The 24,925-nt window shown below is 52.9% G+C and carries 22 protein-coding genes; 9 read left to right on the top strand and 13 right to left on the bottom strand.

Going from position 1 to position 24,925, the window contains the following annotated elements; genetic code table 11:
• Positions 1–99: 99 nt before the first annotated feature.
• The 3 genes from ACWAU4_RS03480 to ACWAU4_RS03470 all read right to left on the bottom strand — a co-directional run bounded on the left by ACWAU4_RS03480 (position 100) and on the right by ACWAU4_RS03470 (position 3,096).
• Positions 100–297, bottom strand: a complete 198-nt coding sequence (locus ACWAU4_RS03480) for a YheV family putative zinc ribbon protein (protein ID WP_025890053.1) — start codon at positions 295–297, stop codon at positions 100–102.
• Between the two features lie 499 nt (positions 298–796).
• Entirely contained in the window at positions 797–1,129 is a 333-nt protein-coding gene (locus ACWAU4_RS03475; protein ID WP_028779714.1) for an Imm3 family immunity protein, read from the bottom strand.
• Positions 1,130–1,131: 2 nt separating this feature from the next.
• A complete protein-coding gene (locus ACWAU4_RS03470) occupies positions 1,132–3,096 on the bottom strand; it encodes a deaminase domain-containing protein (RefSeq protein WP_208125495.1) in 1,965 nt (654 codons plus the stop codon).
• 330 nt (positions 3,097–3,426) lie between these two features.
• Here ACWAU4_RS03470 and ACWAU4_RS03465 point away from each other — a divergent pair, with 330 nt between their 5' ends.
• Together ACWAU4_RS03465 and ACWAU4_RS03460 are read left to right on the top strand one after the other, a co-directional pair.
• Positions 3,427–5,334, top strand: a complete 1,908-nt coding sequence (locus ACWAU4_RS03465; RefSeq protein WP_107110094.1) for an ABC transporter ATP-binding protein — start codon at positions 3,427–3,429, stop codon at positions 5,332–5,334.
• Positions 5,335–5,378: 44 nt separating this feature from the next.
• The gene (locus ACWAU4_RS03460; RefSeq protein ID WP_208125494.1) at positions 5,379–5,831 is read left to right on the top strand and encodes a DUF2390 domain-containing protein; all 453 of its coding nucleotides are present in this window, start codon (positions 5,379–5,381) and stop codon (positions 5,829–5,831) included.
• On the opposite strand, the gene ACWAU4_RS03455 is transcribed toward ACWAU4_RS03460, so the two are convergent.
• Together ACWAU4_RS03455 and ACWAU4_RS03450 are read right to left on the bottom strand one after the other, a co-directional pair.
• Positions 5,791–7,404 carry a GMC family oxidoreductase gene (locus ACWAU4_RS03455; RefSeq protein ID WP_144224939.1) on the bottom strand — a complete coding sequence of 538 codons (1,614 nt, stop codon included), beginning with the start codon at positions 7,402–7,404 and terminating at the stop codon, positions 5,791–5,793. The two genes, ACWAU4_RS03460 and ACWAU4_RS03455, sit on opposite strands and share 41 nt — an antisense overlap.
• Positions 7,405–7,423: 19 nt before the next feature.
• The gene (locus ACWAU4_RS03450; RefSeq protein WP_028779710.1) at positions 7,424–7,930 is read right to left on the bottom strand and encodes a hypothetical protein; all 507 of its coding nucleotides are present in this window, start codon (positions 7,928–7,930) and stop codon (positions 7,424–7,426) included.
• Positions 7,931–8,052: 122 nt separating this feature from the next.
• Between ACWAU4_RS03450 and ACWAU4_RS03445 the strand changes: the two genes are divergently transcribed.
• From ACWAU4_RS03445 to ACWAU4_RS03435, 3 genes are all read left to right on the top strand, one after another.
• Positions 8,053–9,030 carry a hydrolase gene (locus ACWAU4_RS03445; protein WP_144168361.1) on the top strand — a complete coding sequence of 326 codons (978 nt, stop codon included), beginning with the start codon at positions 8,053–8,055 and terminating at the stop codon, positions 9,028–9,030.
• On the top strand, positions 9,014–9,271 hold the full coding sequence (locus ACWAU4_RS03440) for a YheU family protein (RefSeq protein ID WP_107110097.1): 258 nt from the start codon (positions 9,014–9,016) through the stop codon (positions 9,269–9,271). The genes ACWAU4_RS03445 and ACWAU4_RS03440 overlap by 17 nt, the downstream gene beginning before the upstream one ends.
• 103 nt (positions 9,272–9,374) lie before the next feature.
• Positions 9,375–10,262, top strand: coding sequence for a phosphoribulokinase (locus ACWAU4_RS03435; RefSeq protein ID WP_025011301.1), 888 nt, complete (start codon positions 9,375–9,377; stop codon positions 10,260–10,262).
• Between the two features lie 343 nt (positions 10,263–10,605).
• Here ACWAU4_RS03435 and ACWAU4_RS03430 read toward each other — a convergent pair whose 3' ends face one another.
• Positions 10,606–11,388, bottom strand: coding sequence for a tetratricopeptide repeat protein (locus ACWAU4_RS03430; protein WP_025011302.1), 783 nt, complete (start codon positions 11,386–11,388; stop codon positions 10,606–10,608).
• Between the two features lie 356 nt (positions 11,389–11,744).
• Between ACWAU4_RS03430 and crp the strand changes: the two genes are divergently transcribed.
• The 4 genes from crp (at position 11,745) to ACWAU4_RS03410 (ending at position 14,798) form a co-directional block, all read left to right on the top strand.
• Positions 11,745–12,380, top strand: a complete 636-nt coding sequence (gene crp, locus ACWAU4_RS03425; protein WP_025011303.1) for a cAMP-activated global transcriptional regulator CRP — start codon at positions 11,745–11,747, stop codon at positions 12,378–12,380.
• A gap of 84 nt (positions 12,381–12,464) precedes the next feature.
• A complete protein-coding gene (locus ACWAU4_RS03420) occupies positions 12,465–12,812 on the top strand; it encodes a PepSY domain-containing protein (protein ID WP_025011304.1) in 348 nt (115 codons plus the stop codon).
• Complete coding sequence (locus ACWAU4_RS03415; RefSeq protein WP_025011305.1) at positions 12,793–13,467, top strand: response regulator transcription factor; 675 nt, start codon at positions 12,793–12,795, stop codon at positions 13,465–13,467. Before ACWAU4_RS03420 ends, ACWAU4_RS03415 begins: the two co-directional genes overlap by 20 nt.
• On the top strand, positions 13,467–14,798 hold the full coding sequence (locus ACWAU4_RS03410) for an ATP-binding protein (RefSeq protein ID WP_208125493.1): 1,332 nt from the start codon (positions 13,467–13,469) through the stop codon (positions 14,796–14,798). Before ACWAU4_RS03415 ends, ACWAU4_RS03410 begins: the two co-directional genes overlap by 1 nt.
• 92 nt (positions 14,799–14,890) lie before the next feature.
• Here ACWAU4_RS03410 and ACWAU4_RS03405 read toward each other — a convergent pair whose 3' ends face one another.
• From ACWAU4_RS03405 to ACWAU4_RS03375, 7 genes are all read right to left on the bottom strand, one after another.
• Positions 14,891–18,349 carry a zinc-dependent metalloprotease gene (locus ACWAU4_RS03405; protein ID WP_096141985.1) on the bottom strand — a complete coding sequence of 1,153 codons (3,459 nt, stop codon included), beginning with the start codon at positions 18,347–18,349 and terminating at the stop codon, positions 14,891–14,893.
• Positions 18,350–18,372: 23 nt separating this feature from the next.
• Positions 18,373–19,236 (bottom strand): hypothetical protein, encoded by an 864-nt coding sequence (locus ACWAU4_RS03400; RefSeq protein WP_317058508.1) that lies wholly within the window; start codon positions 19,234–19,236, stop codon positions 18,373–18,375.
• A 52-nt stretch (positions 19,237–19,288) separates the two neighbouring features.
• Complete coding sequence (locus ACWAU4_RS03395) at positions 19,289–19,681, bottom strand: hypothetical protein (protein WP_025889173.1); 393 nt, start codon at positions 19,679–19,681, stop codon at positions 19,289–19,291.
• Between the two features lie 330 nt (positions 19,682–20,011).
• A complete protein-coding gene (locus ACWAU4_RS03390; RefSeq protein ID WP_025011309.1) occupies positions 20,012–20,812 on the bottom strand; it encodes a DUF1338 domain-containing protein in 801 nt (266 codons plus the stop codon).
• Positions 20,813–20,895: 83 nt separating this feature from the next.
• Positions 20,896–22,356, bottom strand: a complete 1,461-nt coding sequence (gene astD, locus ACWAU4_RS03385) for a succinylglutamate-semialdehyde dehydrogenase (protein WP_454290451.1) — start codon at positions 22,354–22,356, stop codon at positions 20,896–20,898.
• Positions 22,357–22,366: 10 nt separating this feature from the next.
• A complete protein-coding gene (gene astA, locus ACWAU4_RS03380) occupies positions 22,367–23,386 on the bottom strand; it encodes an arginine N-succinyltransferase (protein WP_025011311.1) in 1,020 nt (339 codons plus the stop codon).
• A gap of 101 nt (positions 23,387–23,487) precedes the next feature.
• Positions 23,488–24,705 carry an aspartate aminotransferase family protein gene (locus ACWAU4_RS03375; protein ID WP_028779706.1) on the bottom strand — a complete coding sequence of 406 codons (1,218 nt, stop codon included), beginning with the start codon at positions 24,703–24,705 and terminating at the stop codon, positions 23,488–23,490.
• Positions 24,706–24,925: the final 220 nt, after the last annotated feature.

Below are 24,925 nucleotides of genomic sequence, written 5' to 3'. Positions count from 1 at the left end.
CCTCAATACAGCAAAACCCTTAAATTAATGGAAAGACCCACCCTTGGCAATTGAAGGGCCGGTAAAGAAAGCGGGATCCGCTGCGGGTTTCAAAGAATATTATTCAGGTTTGAACAGGCCTATCACTTCACCTGTCGCCTTGTGGCTGACCTTGTCATCGGTCTGCTGCTCGCGGTAATCACACTCGACACACTCGACCGTTTCTATGCCGTTCTCCTTGAACAGCACTATGCTGTCCTGAGCCTGACATTTGGGGCATTTGGCACCGGCCACAAAGCGTTTCTTGATCCTGTTCATCTTCTGAGTCTAGTTGATAAGCAATGGCGCTATTTTGCCATATCTGTGGCCGCTGTGGCGCATTTTAAACAGCATTACGGCAATGTTTGCGCCAAGGCGCTGGAAAAGCGGGGGATCCCTGTGCCGGATGATGACGTTAGCAAAACGGGCTTACTGGCTTTGTCTTAGCCATGCGCAGTTACTGTTCAAGGGTGAAACTCGGTACAGTTTCGTTTCCTGCCAATAGAACCACACATTCTTCTGAGCCTATCTATTAGGGATGAAGTGGGATTAACTGTTAATGATATAGAATCGTGACCGCCCCATGGACACATTACTTGATGGGAAATCAATTCTTGTAGATGAACGGTTAGCTCAAATTTAATCTGACAGGCCTCGATGAAAAGGAGTAGCTGTCAGATAAGGTCTGAAGCACCACAATTTAGGAACAGCTATTTAGGCTGACTACATTTTCAAGCTCACTGTTTGGAACAACATACCCGCCACTGTCGGGTTCGCTTTATGCAAGAAGAGAAGATATTCGATTCATATCATCTCTTAACCTACACTGTTCATCATCACTAAGTTGTTGATCACACCGTTCAAGATTAATCCGCTCTAACAATTCTAGAGTTTGCTCCTTGATATCATCCCTGAGAAATCCATGCATTAGGCCTTCTTCACACAAAACCATATAAATAATTAGCTTTTCTAGCTCACCACTCTCAATTGACTTCGCATACTCAACCTGTACACGTGAAGAAGCTTGTCGAATATCGAGCCCATCGCGCATAAACTCTTCAATATCCTCATGGATAAATTCTTGAAGTTCTTCGTATGACCATTTGTCCATAATTATTCCCCCGCAAACACGTTTAGCTGAATATTAGGATAACGAGCTTTAAAATCGAAAATAACATCAGTGCAACTGGTACAAGTTAACCTTTCTGTAAACAGGTTTATTGAGCCTGTTGCATTTCGATTATTTCCAAGCCTTAAAGCCACATCGTTCAAGATCTTAAACTCCGTATCCCATTGTCTTGTATACGCGTCTGGCGTACCCACTCTAACATTGTCGGGATCGACTGCCTTCGGTTTAAAAATCCAATCAGATTCATCAGCTAAATGCACAAACCCATCAGCGCCCTTATCGGTTGGATAGTTAATACGACTATGAGCCTTCAACTCTATTGGCAATCCTGGAATATCAAGCTGAGCAACTCCAACATTGCCGCTACCTTGAAGCTTTTTAGGTAGCTCAGCACGAATATCTTCAACTCGGGTTTGTAGCGCCTTTTGGATGTTTAGTCTTTCAGCTTTAGTCAACACTTGCCTGTTTGGAACATCTTTATCCGCATTCTTCCGACTTTTCTGGGGAGTGTCAACATCACCCTTTGGTGTCTTGCTATTCAGTGGAGTCTGGTGTTTTCCGATATAAGTTTGAACTGCATGGTCGTTCCGAACCGCCTTTTGCGCCTTGGCGATATCTTCCAATACGCTACTGGCCGGGCTGATAATCCGACTGGCCCGTTTCTTGGTCACAACAAGAAACATCAGGATCACCCCAAAGACGCTGCCAACCAGCGCCGCAAGCAGGACAAGAGACATCTCCAACATGCCATCCAAACTGACCCGGCTATGCATATAACCGGCTATTTCGGCCAGCTTATCTTTGGGAAGGGCGTCCAGATAACGCAGTGGCAGTGATTGCAATAAGGCGCGGACATACTCGTCTTTTAACAGCAAGATCAGCATTTCCATCGCCTCACCTGTGGCCTTCAAGCCATTTTCACCACGGGCACGCCATTGAGCCAGTTTGCTCTCCAGAGCATCGACATCGCCTGTCATTATCGCCTCGAGCAACAAAGAAAGACTTATCTCTGCTTCCTCGAGGAATGCCATCAAGCCACTAAAATCCAGCAAATCGTCCATGAAGCTGGCTGTTCCCTGACTCAGCCCCTGTGTATAAGCCTGGCCAGTCTGCAAGGCTTGTTGCCAGATTTGCTGTTGGTTGAACTGCTCTCGCTGAGCCGTCAGCTCCGCCAGTTGTGCATCCACTTTTTGCCTGAAGCTGTCACTGACTTGCTGAACATCCGCCTGAGCGGCCAACTGTTCGCTTTTCTTGGCCATTTCCGCTGCCGCAGTGTCCAGCGACGCCGCCAACTGACGGTAGAGGTCGGGTAACCTTTGCTCTGCACTTTGGCGCTCAGCCTCATCGCCGAAGATCACTGTGGCTTCCCCGTTGGGGCAATCTTCCAGGCAGGCCCAGCCCTTGGCATTCAATACCCCGCTCTTTTGCGAACCATCACTGAATTCGACTCTATAGGGCACCTTACCGGCCGCCGTCTCCTCTTTGTCATCGTAAACCAGTTCCAACTCCAACCTGCGTCTGGCTTGAGCGAACTTGGGGCTGATTTTGGCCGTTAGCGCCGTGGTGGGCGCAATCTGAGTAAGGCTGGGATCCGGGCTGTAAACAGGTTCGATGGCCGGGGCCAGGCTGCCGGTGGATGTCTTAAAGTGGGCACTGCTGCCTGCAGAGGCAAAACGCTTTTGGATCTGATTAACGGCGTGAGGGGAAATACCTTCTTGAATGTTGGTAACCCACTCGCCTGATTGATAACGAAATAGTGGCAAGATTGGAGTATCACTGAGGATCACTCTGCTGCCATCGGCCAGTTCCCGCTTGAGCTGCTCGAGCGAGCGCCCGGACGGCGCCAAAGATACCAGCTGTTCATTGCTCAAGCTTTGCCAGTTGGCCTCAATCTGCCCGGCATCGCTGAGATGCAACTCAGCCATGCTGACTACGCGGATTACGCCCATCTACGACTCTCCCTGTCTGCCCCAAGGTAATTAGGTTACCCCTTGGTAAAACTCCTTGTTTCCTGTGGCGCTTTTTTGAGCGCGCCTGGATGGTACTGCAACTTTTTACAAAAAGCAGCTCAGAAATATCTGAAACTTTGGCTTTTTCCGATATTTTTCGCGTCGTTAGCCGTAAAACTATACTTTTGAGGGGAGTCTTTCATTCGAAATGATGAACTACTTTTACACCCAGGTGCCAGCTCACAGCAAAGTGTTGCTGCTATAGCCTGAGGCCGGGGTTCTGGGCTATCATCTGGCCCCATAAATTCAGCGTATTCCAAAGCAGTATTCATGATCACCATTTCCGATGCCCAGTTGATCCGTGGCACCAAGACCTTGCTTGACGAGGCCTCATTGACTATTTATCCCGGCCACAAGGTGGGATTAGTCGGCGCCAACGGTACGGGCAAGTCCTCATTGCTGGCCCTGATTTTAGGGCAACTACACCTGGACAAAGGCGAGATCAGCGTGCCATCCCAGTGGCGCATTGCAACCGTTGCCCAGGAAACCCCGGCGCTGGAGGTATCGGCACTGGAATATGTGCTCGATGGCGATCGTGAGTTTCGCGAGCTCGAAACCCAGCTGGCGAAAGCTGAAGCAGAGGATAATGGCCACAGGATAGCCGAACTGCACGGCAAGCTTGATGCCGTAGGCGGCTACAGCATACGCGCCCGTGCCGGTACCCTACTGGCAGGTCTTGGCTTTACCGAGGCCCAGCAGAGCCATCCGGTGAAGAGTTTCTCCGGCGGCTGGCGGATGCGTCTCAATCTGGCGCAGGCACTGCTGTGTCGCTCGGAATTATTACTGCTCGATGAACCCACCAACCACCTGGATCTGGATACTATGTACTGGCTGGAGGGTTGGATTAAATCCTATCAGGGTACGCTGGTGCTGATCAGCCACGACCGTGACTTTATCGATGCCATAGTGGACGAAATCGTCCATGTGGAACACCAGAAACTCAACTTCTACAAGGGTAACTACAGCGCCTTTGAACACACTCGCGCCGAGCGTATGGCCCAGCAACAGGTGGCCTATGAGCGCCAGCAGCGAGAGCGTGCGCACATGCAGTCTTTTGTGGACCGCTTCCGTTACAAGGCCAGTAAGGCCAAACAGGCCCAAAGCCGCCTGAAAGCACTGGAAAGGATGACTGAGTTGATGCCTTCCAAGGCCGACAGCCCTTTCTATATGGAGTTTCGCGAGCCGGATGCGCTGCCCAACCCCTTGGTGAAGATGGAAGATGTGTCGGTCGGCTACGGCGACAAGGCTATTCTCAACAAGGTGCATCTCAATCTGGTACCCGGCGCCCGCATCGGTTTGCTGGGGCGCAACGGTGCCGGTAAGTCCACCCTGATTAAGTTGCTGTCTGAGCAACTCTCGCCCATGCGCGGCCTGTACGAGCCCAATCCCGGGCTCAATATCGGCTACTTTGCCCAGCATCAGATAGAGTTTCTACAGCTGGATGATACCCCGCTGCAGCATCTGCAGCGCCTGGCCCCCAATGCCCGCGAACAGGAGTTGAGAGACTTCCTCGGTGGTTTTGGGTTCCAGGGCGATATGGCACTTGCCCAAGTGCGTCCCTTCTCCGGTGGTGAAAAGGCCCGTCTGGTGCTGGCGCTGCTGGTTTGGCAACGCCCCAATCTATTGCTGCTCGATGAGCCCACCAACCACCTGGATCTGGAGATGCGCCACGCCCTGACCGTTGCGTTGCAGGGCTTTGAAGGCGCCATGGTGATAGTGTCCCACGACCGTCATCTGCTGAGACTCACCTGCAACGACTATTACCTGGTCGATGGCGGCGAAGTGCGGATGTTCGATGGCGATCTGGATGACTATCACCAGTGGTTGCTGGATGCCGCCAAAGCCGCAACGGCAAGTGTGTCTCAGGTTGACGAAGCCTCACCGGCCCAGGACAAGAAGCTGCAAAAGCGCCTGGAAGCTGAATTGAGGCAAAAGCTATCACCGCTGAAGAAACGTCAGGCCAAACTGGAAGCCGAGCAGAGCCAGGCTACCGACAGATTGGCGGAGCTGGAAAATCTGCTGGCGGATACTTCTCTCTACGAGGCCGAGCAAAAGCCCAGACTGACGGAGATCCTCGCCGAGCGCACCCGACTGTCGCAGGCGCTGGAAGAGAGTGAAATGAACTGGTTGGAACTTCAGGAAGAGATAGACACCATCGAAGCCGAGTCAGGCCTTTGAGCCGGGGAAACCCGGGTGTTGAGATTGCAAGCAAGGAGAAAAGCGTGCCACATACGAGTCTGTTTACCTCTAGTCTTTGGCAGGAATGTGAAACACTTTACCCGGCGCTGGAAAGCCTGCTGATAAAGCTGCAGGATGAACACGGCCTGATAGTCAACCTCTTGCTGCTGGCGCTGACCCTGGACAACAAAGGCGTTAGCCTCAACCAGGGCTCATGGGCCCAGCTCCACAGCGAAGTTGAGCAGTGGGAAAGCGGCATTCTGCGCCCCTATCGGCGGCTGAGACGCCTGGCCAAACCCAACCTGGGACAAGCCGAGTACCAACAGATGTTGGATGTCGAGCTGATGATGGAACGCAGAGGGCAGCAGCTGATATTGCACAAACTCAATGGCCTGCCTCGCAGCGTCACTGAAAACAAGCAACACAATCTCAGTACCTATCTGGCACAGTTCAACCTCAGCCCTCAGCAACATCCTGCTCTGCTGGCTCAGGCTTGAGCCTCCGGGCCAGCAAGCTGGCGTTGCGCGCAGTCAAACCATAGATACTCAGCTGTGGATTGGCTCCCAAACTGCTGGGGAATACAGAGCCATCCATCACCGACAGATTGCTGTAGTAATGCGCCTGGCCTTCGCTGCTCACCCAGGATAACTGCCTGTCTTCCCCCATGGCGCAGCCACCCATCACATGCGCCGAAGCCACTATGGTCTTCAGTGGCGCCAGCGGCATGTCGGCAATAACCTTTTTGGCCTCTTGCCAGGAGGACAAAATTCCGGCGCCCTCATTGATGGGCATAACCTGCTCGGCGCCTGCGGCAAACTGCAGCTCGGCCATGCTGGCAAAGGCCCTTCTGGCGGCGGCAAACAAGGCCGACGTCAGAGGGTAATCCAGGGCAGTGCCTTTATCTGTCAGTAATACCTGGCCACCGGGCAATTCCGGCGAAAAGCCATCCCGGATCAGGGCTATGGTGACCTGCAGATGATTGAACCAGGACATCAGCTCGGCATGCTGTGGCCCATAGCCCAAGGTCTTGGAGGCAATAAGCACAGGATGCACCGGCGGTACCTCCAGCTTATATCCTGGTTGACCAGTAGCACCATCTTGCCAAACAAACTGATCCGAATATATCGACTGCGGTGCCCCGGAGTGGGCATTGATTGCCTCCCGAAAGCGGGCGCCACTGAGCACGGTTGGGTGTAAACAGGTCTGCTTGCCGAGGCACTGATAGGGATCTGTCATTTGTGAACGCAGCAGTAATGCCGGAGTGTGGATTGCCCCGGCCGCCACCACATAATGACGAGCGCGGATCATCAATTTGACTCCAGTGGGCTTGTTATAGCCATCGAGCGCCTCGGCTCTGAGGGCAAAAACCCGCTCACCATGATGCTCGAAGCGCTCGGCGCGAACATGGCTGTATAACTCTGCTCCGGCATTCAGGGCAGCCGGTATTGTGGTGACCAGCATGGATTGCTTGGCATTCACCGGGCAGCCCATGCCGCAGTACCCCGTGTTCCAGCAGCCCAGCACATTGCGTTTGATAACAGTGTAGTCCCAGCCAAGCTCGACACAGCCATCCCTGAGGGCCTGGTTGTTGCGGTTAGGATCTATCGGCCAACGACTGATATTAAGCCTTTGCTCCATCTTGTCGAACCAGGGATCCAACTCGCTGCGGGACAAACCTTTAACCCCAAGGCTTTGCCAATAATCCAAGGTGGCTTTGGGGGTGCGAATCGAAGTGGTCCAGTTGACTGTGGTGGAGCCGCCGACCGACTTACCCTGGAAAATACTGATCCCCTTATCCTGGGTCTTCATGGCCGCCGCTTGCTGGTAGAGTTCTGGATAAGCGCGGCGCTCCTCCATGACAAAGTCAGAGGATGACTTGAGCGGCCCGGCCTCCAACAGCAAGACTCTGAGCCCAGCCTGAGTCAATACTTCAGCCGCCGTGCCACCGCCGGCACCTGTGCCTATGATGACAACATCCGTCTCCAATTCAAGATCCTCGGTCAAAGAGGCTCCATCTGTATGTTTCCAACCTGCGGCCAGCCCGGCCAAAATGGGATCAGCTATCGGCAAATGTGTCTCCAGTCGGGTATCAGAGTGCCAGTTTTGGCTTGTTATAGTTGAGTCTGTCCCAATGCTCAGGGCAGGCATAATAGCTTGCCATCAACAACTCTCTGAGACCGAGATAAGCTTGTTGCAGCAGCTCCATCCAAGAGCTGCGCCAGGATTCCAGCAACTCGACCAATTCATTGGGGCTGCGCAGCATCAGAGGCGTCATGCTGCCACTCAGCAAGAGTAAACCAAAGCGGTTTTCCAGGATGTCGAGCAGCTGTTCCAATTCCTGACGCTGGGCCTTAGGTAGCCATTTCAGGGTTTGATTGACCGCATCCAGAGTGCGATTGATGGCACTGCTTCTATGTTTGTTAATCTCCGGCAATGCCCCTTCCAGCAACACGGGGATCAAGGCACCAAGCAGAAGGTCATGGGGCTTTTCGTGCTCACTCAGGTTGGCGATTTCCTCCTCCTCATAGAGGCTGACACCCAATGCCAATGCACTGGTTCCCCCCAAAGCCCAAAGCAGAAACTGCCGTCTTTGCATGCCTGTCCTCCTGTCATTCCCCTGCACTCAGCTGTGCTGACATCTGTGTTACAATCCTGCCAATAACCAATTAACCACAGCAAAGTGCCCACGGCAATAGGCCATTTCGCAAGCGAGATCCCATGAGCAGTAGTTTTCGTCCGCCCTGGTGGGCCAGGAGCCCCCATTTTCAAACGATCATACCTGTTTTGACCAAGGTGGCAGGGCTACCGCTGCGGCGTGAGCGGCTGGAGCTGGAGGATGGCGACTTTATCGACCTCGACTGGCTCAAGACGCCAATCCCGGGTAAGCCCTTGTTGGTAATACTGCACGGGCTGGAAGGCAGCGCCGACTCCCACTATATCCGCCGCCTGCTGCGCGAGTGTCAGAAGCTGGAGCTGGCAGCCGTAGTGCACCATCACAGAGGCTGCTCGGGTGAAGACAATCGCCTGGCGCGCAGTTACCACAGTGGTGATACGGCCGATATCAGCCATAGCCTGCAAACCCTGAAGCAGCGCTATCCCCATTCGCCTCTGCTGGCGGTAGGTTACAGTCTCGGCGGCAATGTACTGGCCAAGTACCAGGGAGAATTTGCGGATAAAAGCTTGCTCAGCCGCGCCGCAGTGGTATCGGCACCGCTGGCGCTGGCATCCTGTGCCAAGCGGTTGGAGAAAGGCTTCTCCAAGGTTTATCAAAGTTATCTTATCCGCCAATTGCAGCAAAAAATGCTGCTGAAACTCGAGCGGGGCAACAGCCAGTTGCCGCTGAATGGTGAGGCCATCAAACGGCTGAACACCTTTTATGATTTTGACCATCAGGTGACTGCACCACTGCACGGTTTCAACGGAGTCGATGACTATTATCAAAGGGCCAGCGCCTTGCCTTTATTGGGTAAGATAGCCAAACCGACCCTGATACTGCATGCAGCAGACGACCCTTTTATGACTGACGCCGTAATCCCTTCATTGGAGCATTTGCCCGCCTGCGTCGAATATGAGCTGCATGCCAATGGCGGCCATGTGGGCTTTATCGAGGGCGGCACACCGTGGCAGCCACGCTATTATCTGGAGCAGCGATTGCTGCGTTATCTGACGGAGTCGACCCATGCTGATACCCTATGAATCCCTGCTGCAACTGCCCAAGGAAACCCTGGATAACCTGATTAAGGAATACCTGCTTTCCCAGGTGGAAGACGGCAGTTTCGATGCCCTGGGTGACAAGGCGTTGGAGCAGGCCATCGGCAAGTGCCGCCTGGCGCTCAAGAGCGGCCATTTACTGGTAGAATTCAGCGAAGATGACGAGTCTGTTGCCATCCGCTCCCGCGAGGAGATCGTGCGGCGTACCCCACTTGTCGACGATTGACCCGTCCCCCTGCATTCCTTTATAAGTAGTTAACTAAAGGTTAACGGGTCAGATAACCACAGCGTCGGCCTGCAGCCCAAGTTCTTTGAAACAGGTAGGAAAAATGTCTGCAAAACATCCAATTATCGCAGTGACAGGTTCATCGGGTGCCGGAACCACGACTACCACAACCGCCTTCAGTCACATCTTCAGACAACTGGGGATCAATGCGGCCATGGTGGAAGGGGACAGCTTTCACCACTATACCCGCGCCGAAATGGAAGTGATGATCCGCAAAGCCAAGGCCGAGAACCGCAACATCAGCTATTTTGGCCCGGAAGCCAATGACTTTGCCCGTCTGGAGAAGTGTTTTTCCGACTATGCTGGCACGGGACAAGGGGAAACCCGCTCCTACCTGCATACCTTCGATGAAGCCGTGCCTTACAACCAGATGCCGGGTACCTTTACTCAGTGGCGACCGCTGCCGGAAGACACGGATATGCTCTACTACGAGGGGCTGCACGGCGGTGTAGTGACCGGCGAAAGCAATGTTGCCCAGCACGTGGATCTCTTGATTGGCATGGTACCCATAGTCAACCTGGAGTGGATCCAGAAGATCATTCGCGATACCTCTGAGCGCGGCCATACCCGTGAAAAAGTGATGGGCTCAATCGTGCGTTCGATGGACGACTATATCAATCATATGACGCCGCAATTCTCCCGCACCCATATCAACTTTCAGCGAGTCCCTACGGTAGATACCTCCAACCCCTTCAGCGCCAAGGATATTCCCAGCCTGGACGAGAGCTTTGTGGTGATCCGCTTTCGCGGCATCAACAATGTCGACTTCCCCTATTATTTGAAGATGATCCAGGGGGCTTTTATGTCCAGGGTTAACACCCTGGTCGTGCCGGGAGGCAAGATGTCACTGGCAATGGAGCTTATTCTGACACCGCTGATCAAAGACCTGATGGATAAGCGCCAAGCCCTGCTGGAGCAGGATATTGAATAGGCTGGATGCAGATAAATTTTGGCTTCAGACTCGATTAAGTTTGATTTAAGTCTAAAGGGGTAAATTACTGTCATCGGGATTTCAGGCGAAATACTGATGGTTGACATACTCTTGGGGATAGATTCCCCCATCTTGATCTGTTTGTTCCCTCGAGTATGTCAACAACCTACCCTATTTTAGATGCCCATAATGGGCATTTTTTATTACCCGAATTCTTGCTCCCCATCCAAGCTTCAGTCTCTTCCTCTGACGCAAGCACAATCAATCACAGTAAAACTTCAACCAAAACCCAGCGTTCAGCAAAGGGATTATCCGTATCGGCTTGAAGCATTCACAATGGGCGTTATTCCATCAAGGGCACCACTTCACGGTAAGGCTTGTGACTGCGATAACTCTCCAGTCGCTGCCGGAATTCAAGCGCCTTACTGAGATCCTGCGACTGCTCCAGCGCTGCAATGGCCTGCTGCTGAGTCGCCACCGCGGCGGTAAAATCCCCTAATTCGGCGTAAGCTGCCGCCAAGTTATCGAGATTGGTGGGGTCCTGATTGTTGTCTTCCAGTAGTTGCTTGGCAAGCGCCAACGCCCGACCACCATCGCGGTACTTGGCTTCGGGGCAAGTGGCCAGGATCCAGGCGGCATTACCAAGAGAGATGTCATCACCGGCCGAGCTGAAAAACGCCACAGCCTTGCCGCAATGGCGGTTAACCCCTTCACCACCTGAAGCATAGAGGAAACCCAGTCTGAACCTGGCCCAATGGTTGCCCTGCTCCGCCAACGGCAGATACCAACGCTCGGCCAGCGCCAAATCCCGCTGCATCAACTTGCCTTCAAATGCCAGGTCTGCCAGGGTTTGCTGCGCCTTGGTTTCGCCCCCTTCGGCAGCCTTGGTCAGCCAAGCGAGGCCGGCAATTTTGTCCTCGGCAACGAAGCGGCCGGAGAGATACATCAAACCTAGCAGGTACTGAGCTTCCACTTCACCATTGGCGGCATTGAGCTGAATATAGGCCAGTTTGCTGGCGGCAATTTCCTTGCTTGGCTGGGGAATGGCAAAGGCCTGTAACTGTCCGCTGAACAGACTCAAGGCCAACATGGCAGCCGCTGCAATTAAGGGAGATTTCACTCTGATACCCTTTGATAATCTATGCATACAGACTCATAAATTAGCCCGAACCCGGCGTGAAAGTCGAGGTCAATCCACCAATAAAACGCTAATAGTAGCTCTCAATGGGCTTGGCGAATTGTGAGCAAGGTGAAGAAGATGTGATTTAACCTACAGACTGGAGCGATTCCAGGGGCTTTTAATCTGTATTGGTTGACATGTATCACTAAAGTATCAGAATGATAACCAAGATTAGCGATTTAATTGCGTTGATTCACTCAGTCTAAACTAAGACTTGGTTCAAAGTTTACTCTTTGATATTGACGTAAAATCCTTATTTAGAATATCCTTACTTTCGTTTTAATCAATCGAGGAACATAGGCATGGCTCTGATTGGTAAGCCAAAACCAGATCCGACTTTGGAGTGGTTTTTATCACACTGTCACATTCATAAGTATCCAGCCAAAAGCACTCTGATCCATGCTGGTGAAGATTCAGACACTCTGTATTACATAGTAAAAGGGTCTGTTGCCGTATTGATTAAAGATGAAGAAGGTAAGGAAATGATCCTCTCTTACCTGAATCAGGGCGACTTTATCGGTGAACTGGGTCTGTTTGAAGAGCAAGCCGAGCGTACCGCTTGGGTTCGCGCCAAGCAAGCCTGTGAAATTGCTGAGATCTCTTACAAGAAGTTCAAGCAGCTGATCCAGGTTAACCCTGAGATCCTGATGAAGCTGGCCGCTCAGATGGCACACCGTCTGCAAAGCACCAGCCAGAAAGTGGGCAACCTGGCCTTCCTCGACGTGGCCGGTCGCATCGCTCAGACCCTGTTGCATCTGGCTAAACAGCCTGACGCCATGACACATCCAGACGGCATGCAGATCAAGATCACCCGTCAGGAAATCGGTCAGATTGTTGGCTGCTCCCGCGAAACCGTGGGCCGCATCCTCAAGATGCTGGAAGAGCAGAACCTGATCCAGGCGCACGGTAAAACCATAGTAGTTTACGGTACCCGCTAAGCCAGCTTCAGCTTGATTTAAGCCTGATTCTATAGAGTGGCCAAGGTAATAACCTTGGCCACTTTTGTTTTTCAGGAGCATCAATTGAGAGGGCTATTTTTCATTTGCTTTATTAGCCTGACTTTGAGCACTGCAAAGGCTGAAGTGGCCAGTCCCCACCTGGAACCCGATCACGATATCGCCAAGGAATTAGTGAAATCCGGGACGATCCTCTCCCTGGATGCCACTCTCTCTCAGCTACAATGGGTGTGCCATGGCAAATTGATTGACGCTCATCTCTATCAGAAAGAGGGTGAATGGCGTTATGATTTGCAGATAAAAGTCGAACATGGCCATATCGTCAGTCTGAGTCTGAATGCAGGCACAGGTTTACACGATGATCTAATCCCATTACCGAGCGAATGTCGTCCCAATGAAACTTCTACTCGTTGAAGATAATGCCCTGCTGGTTGAAGAACTGGCAAAACAACTAAAGCAAGCAGGCTATGTCACGGATGTGACCGACAAAGCCATAGAAGCCGACTATCTGGTCAAAGAAACCCAGTATGACTGCATCATTCTCGATATCGGCCTGCCCGATGGCAACGGCTTGCAGTTGCTGGAAAAATGGCGTCAGCAGGGGCTGACCACTCCTGTGATTATGCTGACCGCCCGCAGCCAGTGGCATGAAAAGGTTGAAGGCTTCAATGCCGGTGCCGACGACTATCTGGGCAAACCCTTTCACACCCAGGAACTGCTGGCCAGACTGCAGGCGATAATCCACCGCACCCATGGCCGTGCCACTGTGCCCGGCAAGCAATTGAACTTCGGTGGCGTCAGTCTGGATGAAGCCGAGCAGACTGTGACTGTCAATGGTCAACGTTTCGACCTGACCGCCATGGAGTTTCGCTTGCTGCGGATCTTCTTGATGTCGCCCAAGAAGCTGCTTTCCAAGGCACAGATCACCGACAAGCTGTACCAGTTTGATGATGAGAAAGAGAGCAATGTGGTCGAGGTCTATGTCACCCATCTGCGCAAGAAACTGGGTAAGACAGCGATAGAAACCCGTCGCGGCCAAGGTTATATCTTTCACGGCAGCCAATCCTGATGATGTCCATCCGCACCAAGCTGAGCCTGTGGCTGACAGCACTGGTGTTACTGAGTACCCTGATAGGCCTGGCGTTTATGGAATCCATGCTGCGCCAGGCATTTCACGACTCTATTATCAACCGCTTGCAGGAAGATCTGGAGCAAGTGGCGCTGGCCACTCACCTCAATGACGGTGAGATCCTGATAGATCAGAGCCTGCTTTCCGGCTTCTACAAACCCGCCTATTCCGGGCGCTACTACCAGCTCAATCTGCCGGATCAGGAGATCCGCTCCCGCTCCTTGTGGGATCAACGCCTGGAAATAGTGCAATTGGAGCCAGGGCAAACCCGTGCCTGGCAAACCAAGGGGCCACAGAATCACGACATTCAACTGTTGTCTTTGGGGCTGACCTCAAGTAGCAAGAAGATCAATGCCACCCTGACGGTGGCACAGGATCTCAGCATAGGCCGCAAGGTATTTACCGAGGTTTATGGCACCAAACTGAGTGTCAATCTGGCCATGTTGCTGGCAATGATCCTGGGAATATTTCTGGTATTGCGGCAATCCTTCAAGCCGGTGAAGCAGATAAAACAGGCGCTGGCCAAACTCAGGGAGGGGGAGATCAACTCGCTGTCGCTGGAGACCATTCCCCCAGAAGTCAAACCTCTGGCCGAAACCTACAACGAGCTGCTTGAATACACGAGTAACCAAATTCAGCGCAGCCGCAATAATCTGGGCAATCTCAGCCACGGCCTGAAGACGCCACTGGCAGTGATGCGCCAGCAAGTAGAAGCGCTGGGGCTGAAAGATCCCGATACCGCCAGGGCACTGGAGCAACAACTGGATCAGATCCACAAGATGATAGAGCGTAAACTGGCGGCGGCGCGGATCACAGGCGATATGCTGCCGGCGGCACAGTTGGTACTGCCAAGGGATTTGGAGAGCCTGTGCCAGACCCTGGACAAGGTGCATAGACACAAGCAGATTAGCTGGCGCTTCGATATCAGTGATGGTATTCCCAGGCTACCAATCCACAGAGAAGACGGCATGGAACTGCTCGGTAACCTGTTGGACAACGCCTATAAGTGGGCCTCAAGCCAGGTGTTGGTGAGGGTGTGGCAACATCAGGGACTGGTGTATGTCAGCGTCGAAGATGACGGCCCTGGGGTGGCAGAGGAAAACATGCAAACCCTCACCCGCCGCGGCAATCGCCTGGATGAAGAGATCAATGGTCATGGGCTGGGGTTGTCGATAGTCAAGGATATTGCCGAGCAGTATCAGTTGGATATCGACTTCTGCAAGAGCCCGGCACTGGGCGGACTCAAGGTTTCACTGACCTTCAAGGCCTGAAGGTTAGCCTGGCTCCTCAAGGAGTCACTCAGACAAAAATAAAGAACCCAGCCTAGGCTGGGTTCTTTGTTATCAAGCTGTCAGGCCTTGGCTCAATCAAGCACAGGCAGGTAGCTCAGAGCCAGGCGGTCACGGCTCAGTTGACCATTGAGTATCTCACCCACAGTGCCGCCCTTGAGCTGCTGCGCCAGCAGTTCAGGAGAAGCCGAGGCGATAAACTGCTCCACTTCCTTAATGCGGGCAATCAGCGCCAGCGCCAACTTATTCTCGGCTGTCGCGGCGTAGATTTTACCGTTCAGGGACACTTGGGCCTGCATATCCAGCCCAGGGGCAGCCTGATGAATACCGACATATTCACGCCATACCCTGGCCTTCTGCTCACCCTGATAGTCGCTGTCGACCGATGCCAACACCACTTGTCTCAGCATCATCTGCAGCAGGTTGCTCTTGCCTTTGGGTTGACCATTGACGGTATCAAAGCCGAAGAAGCGTGATACTGTGCGGTCATAATTGGGCAGAGGCTCTATGCTCTGGCTGGCAAAATCGCTGTAGTAAGGCAGATACGTTTCCAGATCAGGGCTACTGTTGCAGGCATCGGCAAACAAAGGCTTGCCATTGCTGACCAGATCCGGGCCATTACCCAGCGCCATGCGGCAAAGCATATCTTGGAACAGCTTGCCGGTTTGTGGCAGATCCACCAGCGCCTTGTGACCACGGCTGGAAGTCGATCTCGGAGTCGTGCGACTTACCAAGGCACGCACTGCCAGCAGTTTGTCCGGCCATACCCCAAGCACATCACGCTCGTTGACATAAGGATGGTTGGGCGAGCCTTCAGGCGCCTTGATCCCGTTCAGCAAACGACCGGCGAAGGTCACATCGGCGCTCAACATATCCCGGAACTCTTCCTTGATACCATAGTTGATGATCAGTTCCTTCAATGCCTCTGGAGAGTCGGCAAACCTGCTGATCACTTCACCCGGAGCAAACTTCATGGTCATGTCGGCGCTCTTGAAGCGATACTGTTCCAGCAACTTGGCAAAGTTGTACTGCTGTCTCAGGGCTGCCTGGCCATCTGCAGTACGGAAGGTGACATCTACCACAGCATCGTTCTCACCGGCAAGGCGCAGGAACAGGTCGGCCGCCTTGTTCATCGCCCTTTGGTTGGCACAATACCAGGCATCCTGGCCGGCTGCGGCTTTCAGCTGACAGTCGTTGGCGAAGAAGTTTTCCGGCAAGTCGAACAGCCCCTCGAGGAAGCTGACATCTTCAATAAACTGGCGGATCTCATCAAACTGACGTTTGCGGGCAATGGTGTAACCCAGGCTGTGGTCTTCATAAAGCGACTGACGGTTATGTCTCAGGTTACTGGTTTCATAGCTGTCCTGATATCTGTCGATATAGAACTGGGCGATGTCATCCAGGTTCTGACCGGCATCACTGCGGTTACAGTTGCTGTTGAGCGACACATGCTCGTCGGTACAGAAGGCATAGCTGCGCAGCTTGTGGTCGCGGGCAATGTTGTAGAGCGCACCGAAACGTGTCTCGCCCTGGATCACTCCTTTTTGCAGCTCATCACGACGCTTGGCATCTTCGTCTTTAAGGGAGACAAAGTCGCCGTTGTCGGCCTCAACTTCACGGGCATAACCGAAACGCAGCGCCGCCAGGTCATAGGGCTCAAAAGTGGTCGCAAAACGGTTGACGTTGTAGTCCATCTGGCTGGAGAACTCGGCGTTCACTTTCAGATCAGGATAACCGGCACCGGCAAAGGCCTGGTTCAGTGTTTCCATTTCCTGTTGGTTGAAGGTGTTGTCACCATCGCGGCTACCGGCGAAGTTGTGTCTCAGGCCGAAGTTGTGGCCCAGTTCATGGGTCAGGGTACCGGCAAAGGCCTGGGCGGCCAGCGCAGTGCTCAGGCTATCCTGCAGATCCAGGCTCAGCTTCTCGAATGCCTGCAGCTTACCGCCAACATCACCATTGACCCACAACTCGGCATTCTGCCAATCAATCTTGTGGTCCTTGACACCGGCCGGCAGCATTCTTTGCTGACCACCTGCGGCAAACACAGTGTCGACATGCATCAAAGTATGCTCGGACCAATAGTCACGGCTGGCTTCATCGAAGTCGGCCAAGGCGTTGAACTGCTGCTCAGCGGGCTTGAGTGGCAGAGCTGCCGGAGTGGCGGCGACCATCACATCGGCGGGCTTGTCCAGCGCCGCAGGCACAGCTTGCAATGTGGTGGAAGCCGCTGGCTTAACCACGGCTTGCTGATAAGGCACGCCGGTGAGCGCTTCGACCGAAGCCGCATCCAACTTGCCGCGGTTATAATCCAGCATCAGTTGCCGATAGTAACGCACCGCGCCTTGCTTGAGGTTGGAGCTGTATTGGTTAACCCTGGCGCTGACAATCTCCCCTGTCAGTGGGTTGGCTGCTGATGGACCGTAACCGGCCAGACCGTTATCCAGAGGCTCATCAAACAGAGTGATATGGTTATAACGCAGATCACCATGGCGTTTATCGCCCGCCTGCTCCAGCTTAATCTGTGGCAAGCCGGTATGATAACGACTGTTGGCGATATTCATCGCGGTCACAGATTCGATAGCCGCATCCAGGAAAGGCTTGTTCTTGGCTTCATAGAAGTTGTTGGACAAGTAGTACACCAACTCACTCTTAGCCGGGTTGAAGCGGTTCAGGTAGGTACGAACATAGCCATCCACCCCTTCTGAGTCGGTTCTGTCCCGATAGCTGTGACTGGAGTTGAAGAAACCAAAGGTGCCCTTCTCATGCTCGCTGTAAGGAATGGCTTGATAATCTTCACTGGCCAGCTGATCCAGCGCCACTATGGAGATAAATTCCGTGGTGGTGAACGACAGATTATCCAGATTGCCACCGTAAAACTGATTGAAACACTGGCCCGATGCCTGATAGGTGTGTTCAATCTCGAAGTTGATCACGCCCTTGTCCAGGTCCATTTCATAGCCTTTGTAGGCTCCGGCATTGACCAGTTTTGGGGATTCAGTTTCGGTGACGCACTCACCAAACATAAAGATATCGTTGATCCCCAGCTCGGCAATCTTGGTGTCGGCAAAGTCAGGCACAAAGAAGCGCTTATCCTGCCAGGTCAGGTTGGCATCTGTATTGACCTGCTCAACGTTGATGCATTCACGCCACTTGTCTTCGGTACATCTGAAGTCTATATACTCACCGGGGATAGTCAGTACCGGGGCCTGGTTGATGCCCTCCTGGTAGCGGCTGTCATGACCAAGACCTATGGCGTCCCGGTCCAACTGGCGAACCTGAATACCATTCTCTGTCTTGTGCAGGGTCACCAACTTGGGATCCCCCTGGCTGAAGCCGCGGATAGCGGCGGCATAACGCGGCGCCTTGCCGACACTGCGGATATAGAGGTATTGGCGCTCACCGGCCTTCTCTATCGAGTCGCTGCTAATCTGTTTCTCATCTTTGGGCAACTCCTTGTACGGTTCTTCTCCTGCCCCACATCCTGCGAGTGCCAGGCTGGCTGCTATCGCCAGGCTCAGACTTGACTTCTTCATTTAATCCTCTGAATAAATTGAGTTTATAGGTATTTTGTTACTGAGAAATAGAAGGTGGAGCTGCGCTTGTCATACAGCTCAAAGCCTTCGGAAGGCCCCAGTTCCGGGTGGTAGAAACGGCCGCTGTTGTTATGACCAATGGCCAATGTCCAGCTCTCGGCAGGCATCCATCCCAGTTCCTGGGCAAAGGTGAATTGGTCATCCATACGACGACCACGGTAATTCTTCGACATCCGATAGCGACCGCTGATATCCAGGTACCAATTATTGGCAAACTGCCAATAGGCATCGGCCACCAGATCGACCTGATGTTCAATCAGCACCCGCTCACCGGCGGTCTTGTACTTGTAGGCGTTGTACCTGTATCTGGGAGACAGGTAGAAGCTGAAGTTGCCCTCAGGGCGATAGAAGAGATAGGCCGCCACTCTGGGGGCATACTCCAGCCTATCCAGCTTGGTGTAATGCGCCGCCGGCAGATAGACACCGACACTGCCCTTGAGCGACAGAGTGTCGGTCAGAGAATAGAGTGGCGTTCGATACTCGAGCAAGGGGTCAAAAAAGCTCGACTCCCTACCGTGCAGCGTCTCTTTTTCACCGCCAAAGGTCAGCAGCACACTGCCCCAATCACTGTTGTAATCGACTCTGGCATCCAGGCTATAAGCCCGATACGCATCGAAGGCCGACTCACTGTAGACATTGCGGGTATAAGACGCATTGAAATAGGCAGTCCATTCGCCGAATTCTTCCTGTTTGAGTTCAAACTCATTAACCGCCTGAGCTTGTCCCGCAAGCAATAGTAAGCCCAGCAAAGGGAAGCTCGTCTTTGCTTTTTTACTTTTTATTATGCGTGACAAGGCCAGATCGCGGTGATATTTACCGGATCTCATATTTAAAAGCCTTAATTTATTTAAAACGAATTAATCTGGAGATAATTCCAGTCTAAGAGGTACTGCCACGAATAGGTTTTACCCATTCGAGGAGTAATTGCGCCCAATAGGGCATCCAACCAAAGGAAAGTTGCGGGACACCCAGGTTGGGAATACGGGGCCCGCATAAGAACAAAATAAACCAACTGACTGTAATGGCTTTAAACACTTCGGCCAAGACGGCGTTATCCGCCAGTTTAACGGCCATAATACAAGGCAAGGAGAGTGAATAGATTGCCAACTGATTTACCGGTGACGCGTTCTGTTTGGCAATAGATATCAGCGTATTAACTTCTTCAAACTCATTAGATATCGCTGCATTAGAAAAAGCCAAAAACAACAGCAAAGGCATGGCCAACTTGACCAAGCTCTGCAATTTACTATTCGACTTATTTCTCTTATTCATGTGATTTTCCGCCGCCCCAAACGGAATAGCGTCTCGATATTAGCTCGAATGCATTCAATACATATTGTTACTTATGTAAACAGCATAATCATGAAAAACACAGTGATCAACACCAACACTTAATGACTAGTCTAAATAGATTAAAAACTGGGTATATATCATAAAAAACATCATAAAAATAAATTAACCTTGGCAAATTAACACCAATATAAAACATAATCAAAACATCATAAAAACATTAATGCTTCACTATATTAAGCATGATGTTTTGTTTACTTACAAAAAAGCCTCCTTAATTAAGGAGGCCATTCTGTAACTAATTAAGCACTGTTACGACTTGACGTTGGTACTCTCAAAAATCTTATCTGCCGAGGCAGCAACAAAGCCGGTATAGAGTTCACCATCGGCTTTGGGATAACGCAGGGCAAATTCATAGAAACAACTGGGGATCTCTACCGTCTTGTCATCGAAGGCGACGGGGATTCTGTCGGCCATGGTGGAAGACTGTTCCAGCAAGACTTCGGCCGAGCCCTTGATCTCACCGCCAACACTGTTGAGGGTAAAACCAGCCTCCTTGAGCGCGGTATTGACGGCAGCCAGGGTGCTGAATTCGGCCAGGTGGTTCACAGACACGGTAAAGTGGTTGGCACGATAACCAAAGGCGGCAACCCAGGCAGCATACTCACTCTCGGCGAGCAGGGCTTGGTAGGTGTCATAGTCAAGCTGCCAGTGTCTGCCTGAATAAGTAAAGTTATCTGCGGTCAAAGCCTGGGTTGGGATCTGCTCAACCAAGTCGGCAACCCGCTGTTGCAACTCTGGGCTGAACTCTTCCACCAGCAGCTCAGAAATAAAGACCTTGGGCTGAGTCGGGTCCGGATGCTCAAAGTGCTTTGCCACCAGCTTTTTCTGCTCAAAGCGATAATCGCCGCAAGCCACATAGCCCAGCGCTTCGAAATGGGCTGCCAGCACATCCAAGCCCACCTTGGGCAGATTGAATGTACGCAAGGCGATATGGTCGTTAATAATCGCCTTGCCTTGCCCCAACAGCTGGTGCACTTTGGCCGCCGATGGCGTCATCTTGATATAGTCCTGCCACATGGCATTGAACAGCGCATTGATATCTGTATGCATGGTTATTCCCTGTGTAATGCAGTTTGCCCAAAGGCAAATGGTATGTTCAAAAAAGGGAAGCGCCACTGCGCTTCCCTTCACTGTCAGAGGCTAAGTCCCGGACTCAATGCCTGTGGCAAACTCAGACCATCGGCCTCCATGGAAGCCACGGGATAAGCACAATAGTCGGCCGCATAGAAGGCGCTGGCTCTGTGGTTACCCGATGCCCCGACACCGCCGAATGGCGCCGCACCTGAGGCTCCGGTGATCTGCTTGTTCCAGTTCACTATGCCGGCACGAATCCGTGCTAGGAAATAGTCATAGTCTTCACGGCTATCGGCCAGCAATCCGGCAGAAAGGCCATAGCGGGTATCATTGGCCAGCGAAATCGCCCGGTCAAAGCTGCTGTAACGCACCAGTTGCAACAAGGGTCCGAAATACTCTTCATCAGGTAGTTCAATCACCTCGGTAACATCAATCAACCCTGGAGACACCAGGCCGGTACCGCTCTCAATATGGGTTAGTTCCACCAGCGAGACCCCGCCGAGATTCTGCAGATTACGCTGCGCCGTGACCATTCCCTTGGCTGCTGCTTCAGAGATCATCGAGCCCATAAAGGGCTGAGGTTCGGCATTCCAAGGGCCGACAGCTATCGCTTTGACCGCCGCAACCAGTGCGGCAATCAAAGCATCGCCCTGCTCACCTTTCTCTATGTAGAGTCGGCGGGCACAGGTACAGCGCTGGCCACTGGAGATATAGGCAGATTGAATTATTTCGTGCACGGCCGCCTTGATATCACTGATCCCTTTGACGATGAGCGGATTGTTACCGCCCATTTCCAGGGCAAGGATCTTGCCCGGATGACCGGCGTACTGCTGATGCAGCAAGTGGCCGGTGCGGGAGCTGCCGGTAAAGAACAGACCATCAAGCTGAGGATGTGAAGCCAGCGCTTTGCCGGTTTCCACTTCGCCCTGCACCAGATTGATAACCCCGGCGGGCAGGCCGGCTTTCTCCCACAGCTTGAGCATCAGCTCTGCCACTTTTGGCGTCAGTTCCGATGGCTTGAATACCACGGTATTGCCCGCCAGCAGAGCCGGTACTATATGGCCGTTGGGCAGATGCCCAGGGAAGTTATAAGGCCCGAAGACCGCTACTACGCCGTGTGGCTTGTGTCTCAGCACGGCCCGCCCGGCAGGCAGTTCATTTTCAGTTTCGCCGGTACGCTTGTGATAAGCCGCGACCGACAGACCGATTTTGCCTATCATGGCACCCGCCTCGGTGGCCGTTTCCCACAGTGGCTTGCCGGTTTCCTGCGCTATGGTGTCGGCGATTTCCGCCTTATGGGCTTCCAGCTGATCGCGATAGGCCTCTATCACCTGCAAGCGGCCGTCAAAGCCGAGCATAAACCAGTCAAACTGCGCCTCTCTGGCGGCTGCAACGGCAGCTTCAACTTGAGCCGGGGTAGCGGCATTACCCTGCCACAGGGTTTCGCCGTTGGCCGGGTTGCTTGAACTCATTGCCTGGCCTTCGCCAGCGAGCCATTGGCCCTTGATAAATTGTGTCATTATGCTGTTCCTATATTGCCAATACCCTGACCGATTGCCCGTCTGCCACCAAGAGTGCGGCGGCCAACTCGCTCGACAGGATCACTTCTTCACTGTCGTCTGTCAGCGCCAACTTGGCCGAACCGGCACGGTAGTCTGCCAAATGGGTGTTGGAGAGAATAAAGCTGTCCTTTGATTGGGGCATATCGCCGATACGCACCGTCAGCAGGCGACTCTCGCGCACGGAGCGAATGTCCGCCAGATTGCATTCAACCGTGGGGCCACCATCAAAAATATCCACATAGTTGCGCCAGCGGAAACCTTCCGCCTGTAACAGGCTCAGGGCCGGGCGTGTATTGGTGTGCACTTCACCGATAACCTTCTGCGCCGCTTCGGGCAACAGGCAGACATAGACAGGGCTGCGGGGCATCATCTCGGCCATAAAGGCCTTCTGCCCCAGACCTGAGAGGTAATCGGCTTGAATAAAGTCTATGCCGAGGAAGTTTTGCTGCAGCCAGCCGTAGAAAGGGGAATTACCGTTTTCATCGCTGACCCCGCGCATCTCGGCAATAACAGTTTCACCGAACCGATTGGCATGCTGGGCCAAAAACAGAAAGCGGCTGCGTGACAGCATGCGGCCATTGTTGCCCTTGCGGTAGGAGTCTCTCAGAAACAGGGTGCAGAGCTCGGCGGCACCAGTGTAGTCATGACACAGGCTGAGGGTTTCAACCTCGTTACGCACTTCTATCTGCGACGAATGATAAACCTCTGTGCCCAAACGGTAATGGTAGAAGGCATCTTCCATTCCCACCGCGGCTTCCAGACCACAGGTGCCCACGACCTCCTGGGTCTCTGTGTCTTCCAACACCATGAGGTAGCCTTCATCAAAAGGCGTTTCCACCGCCTTGGCGAAAGAAGCTTCCGAACGGGCAATCTTGCGGGTCAGCAGCTCATCATTGACCGGCAGCGAGGTGAATCCATGGCCCGATTCTTCGGCGATACAGCGCAGCGCCGGGAAATCTGAGGCTCGGATAGGCCGTATGATTAACATGGTTAAATCTCCACTCATCCACAGTTGCTGCTCCGTCGGGCCGGCCCGTCAGAACAGCAGCTGTGAGTCTATTGCGCTAAGTGGGCCTGGGCCCACGGGGATCAGGCGGCAACCACCTTGGCGACCGCTTTTTCAAAGCGTGCCAGACCCTCGGCAATATCACTTTCAGGGATGATCAAAGAAGGAGTAAAACGAACCACATTGGCACCGGCCATCAGTGTCATCAGGCCATTGTCGACCGAGGCCAACAGAAACTCACGGCTGCGTCCCTGATACTGTTCATTCAACACGGCGCCGAGCAACAGTCCCTTGCCGCGTACCTCGGAAAACACCTGGTACTTGGCATTGATTTTTTCCAGGCCATCACGCAGCAGTTGCTCACGACGCTTAACGCCCTGCAGCACTTCGGGGGTATTGACTACATCAAATACCGCGTTGCTGACGGCGCAGGCCAGAGGGTTACCACCATAGGTGGAACCATGAGTGCCCACTTTAAGATGAGCGGCAATCTTGTCAGTGGTCAGCATGGCCGCGATGGGGAAACCGCCGCCCAGAGCCTTGGCAGTGGTGAGAATGTCCGGCACTATATCTGTCCCCATGTAGGCATACAGCTCGCCGGTACGACCAACGCCGGTTTGCACTTCATCGAACACCACCAACGCATTGTGCTTGTCGGCCAGTTCACGCACCTTGGCCAGAAACTCTGGAGTGGCGTTTATGATACCGCCCTCACCCTGCAGCGGCTCCAGCATGATGGCACAGGTCTTGTCCGACACCGCGGCTTCCAATGCGGCAACATCGTTGAATGGCAGGTGTGTGATCCCCTGCGGCTTGGGGCCAAAACCATCTGAGTAGGCGGCCTGGCCACCGACACTGACGGTAAAGAAGGTTCTGCCGTGGAAGGCCTTGTCGAAGGCGATAATCTGATCTTTTTCGGCGCCGAAATTATCCAGAGCATAGCGGCGGGCCAGTTTCAGGGCCGCTTCATTGGCTTCGGCACCTGAGTTGGCGAAATAGACCTTGTCGGCAAAAGTGGCGTTAACCAGTTTGGTCGCCAATGCCAGTGCCGGCTCATTGGTCATCACATTGGACAAGTGCCAGAGTTTTTCGCCCTGCGCCTTAAGCGCCTCAACGGCGGCTGGATGACAGTGGCCCAAACAGTTAACTGCAATACCACCGGCAAAGTCGACATACTCTTTGCCTTCCTGATCCCAAACACGACTGCCATCGCCACGAACCGGGATAACGGGTGACGGTGCATAATTAGGCACCATGACTTCATCAAACTGGGCACGTGTCAAATTCATGTTTACACTCATTCCTTCTCATCCTTTGTGTTGTCGGCGGCTCTGTCGGCCACCGTTTTAAGCAGTTAATCTTTATTTTTTGTGAGTAAAACTGCACTTACTTGTGTTGCTTAGGTGTCATTATTAGCGAAATTGTGATCAAAATACCAGTTTGATCAATATGCAGGAGCAATGCCTTGGCCTATAAGTGCATAAAGATCTGAGTTTGAGAATTAAGCAGGCAAATATCTGC

This window comes from Shewanella sp. FeAMO (assembly GCF_053653955.1).
Note: the sequence above shows the minus strand (reverse complement) of the source record. Positions and strands in the feature narration are given on the sequence as shown.

Coding starts and splice junctions, on each gene's coding strand:
- ACWAU4_RS03390 (WP_025011309.1), bottom strand. CDS start 20,812: ATGCATACAGATATCAATGCGCTGTTCAATGCCATGTGGCAGGACTAT.
- ACWAU4_RS03395 (WP_025889173.1), bottom strand. CDS start 19,681: ATGAATAAGAGAAATAAGTCGAATAGTAAATTGCAGAGCTTGGTCAAG.
- astA (WP_025011311.1), bottom strand. CDS start 23,386: ATGTTAATCATACGGCCTATCCGAGCCTCAGATTTCCCGGCGCTGCGC.
- ACWAU4_RS03470 (WP_208125495.1), bottom strand. CDS start 3,096: ATGGGCGTAATCCGCGTAGTCAGCATGGCTGAGTTGCATCTCAGCGAT.
- ACWAU4_RS03375 (WP_028779706.1), bottom strand. CDS start 24,705: ATGAGTGTAAACATGAATTTGACACGTGCCCAGTTTGATGAAGTCATG.
- crp (WP_025011303.1), top strand. CDS start 11,745: ATGGCTCTGATTGGTAAGCCAAAACCAGATCCGACTTTGGAGTGGTTT.
- astD (WP_454290451.1), bottom strand. CDS start 22,356: ATGACACAATTTATCAAGGGCCAATGGCTCGCTGGCGAAGGCCAGGCA.
- ACWAU4_RS03440 (WP_107110097.1), top strand. CDS start 9,014: ATGCTGATACCCTATGAATCCCTGCTGCAACTGCCCAAGGAAACCCTG.
- ACWAU4_RS03415 (WP_025011305.1), top strand. CDS start 12,793: ATGAAACTTCTACTCGTTGAAGATAATGCCCTGCTGGTTGAAGAACTG.
- ACWAU4_RS03410 (WP_208125493.1), top strand. CDS start 13,467: ATGATGTCCATCCGCACCAAGCTGAGCCTGTGGCTGACAGCACTGGTG.
- ACWAU4_RS03405 (WP_096141985.1), bottom strand. CDS start 18,349: ATGAAGAAGTCAAGTCTGAGCCTGGCGATAGCAGCCAGCCTGGCACTC.
- ACWAU4_RS03465 (WP_107110094.1), top strand. CDS start 3,427: ATGATCACCATTTCCGATGCCCAGTTGATCCGTGGCACCAAGACCTTG.
- ACWAU4_RS03475 (WP_028779714.1), bottom strand. CDS start 1,129: ATGGACAAATGGTCATACGAAGAACTTCAAGAATTTATCCATGAGGAT.
- ACWAU4_RS03480 (WP_025890053.1), bottom strand. CDS start 297: ATGAACAGGATCAAGAAACGCTTTGTGGCCGGTGCCAAATGCCCCAAA.
- ACWAU4_RS03450 (WP_028779710.1), bottom strand. CDS start 7,930: ATGCAAAGACGGCAGTTTCTGCTTTGGGCTTTGGGGGGAACCAGTGCA.
- ACWAU4_RS03400 (WP_317058508.1), bottom strand. CDS start 19,236: ATGAGATCCGGTAAATATCACCGCGATCTGGCCTTGTCACGCATAATA.
- ACWAU4_RS03435 (WP_025011301.1), top strand. CDS start 9,375: ATGTCTGCAAAACATCCAATTATCGCAGTGACAGGTTCATCGGGTGCC.
- ACWAU4_RS03445 (WP_144168361.1), top strand. CDS start 8,053: ATGAGCAGTAGTTTTCGTCCGCCCTGGTGGGCCAGGAGCCCCCATTTT.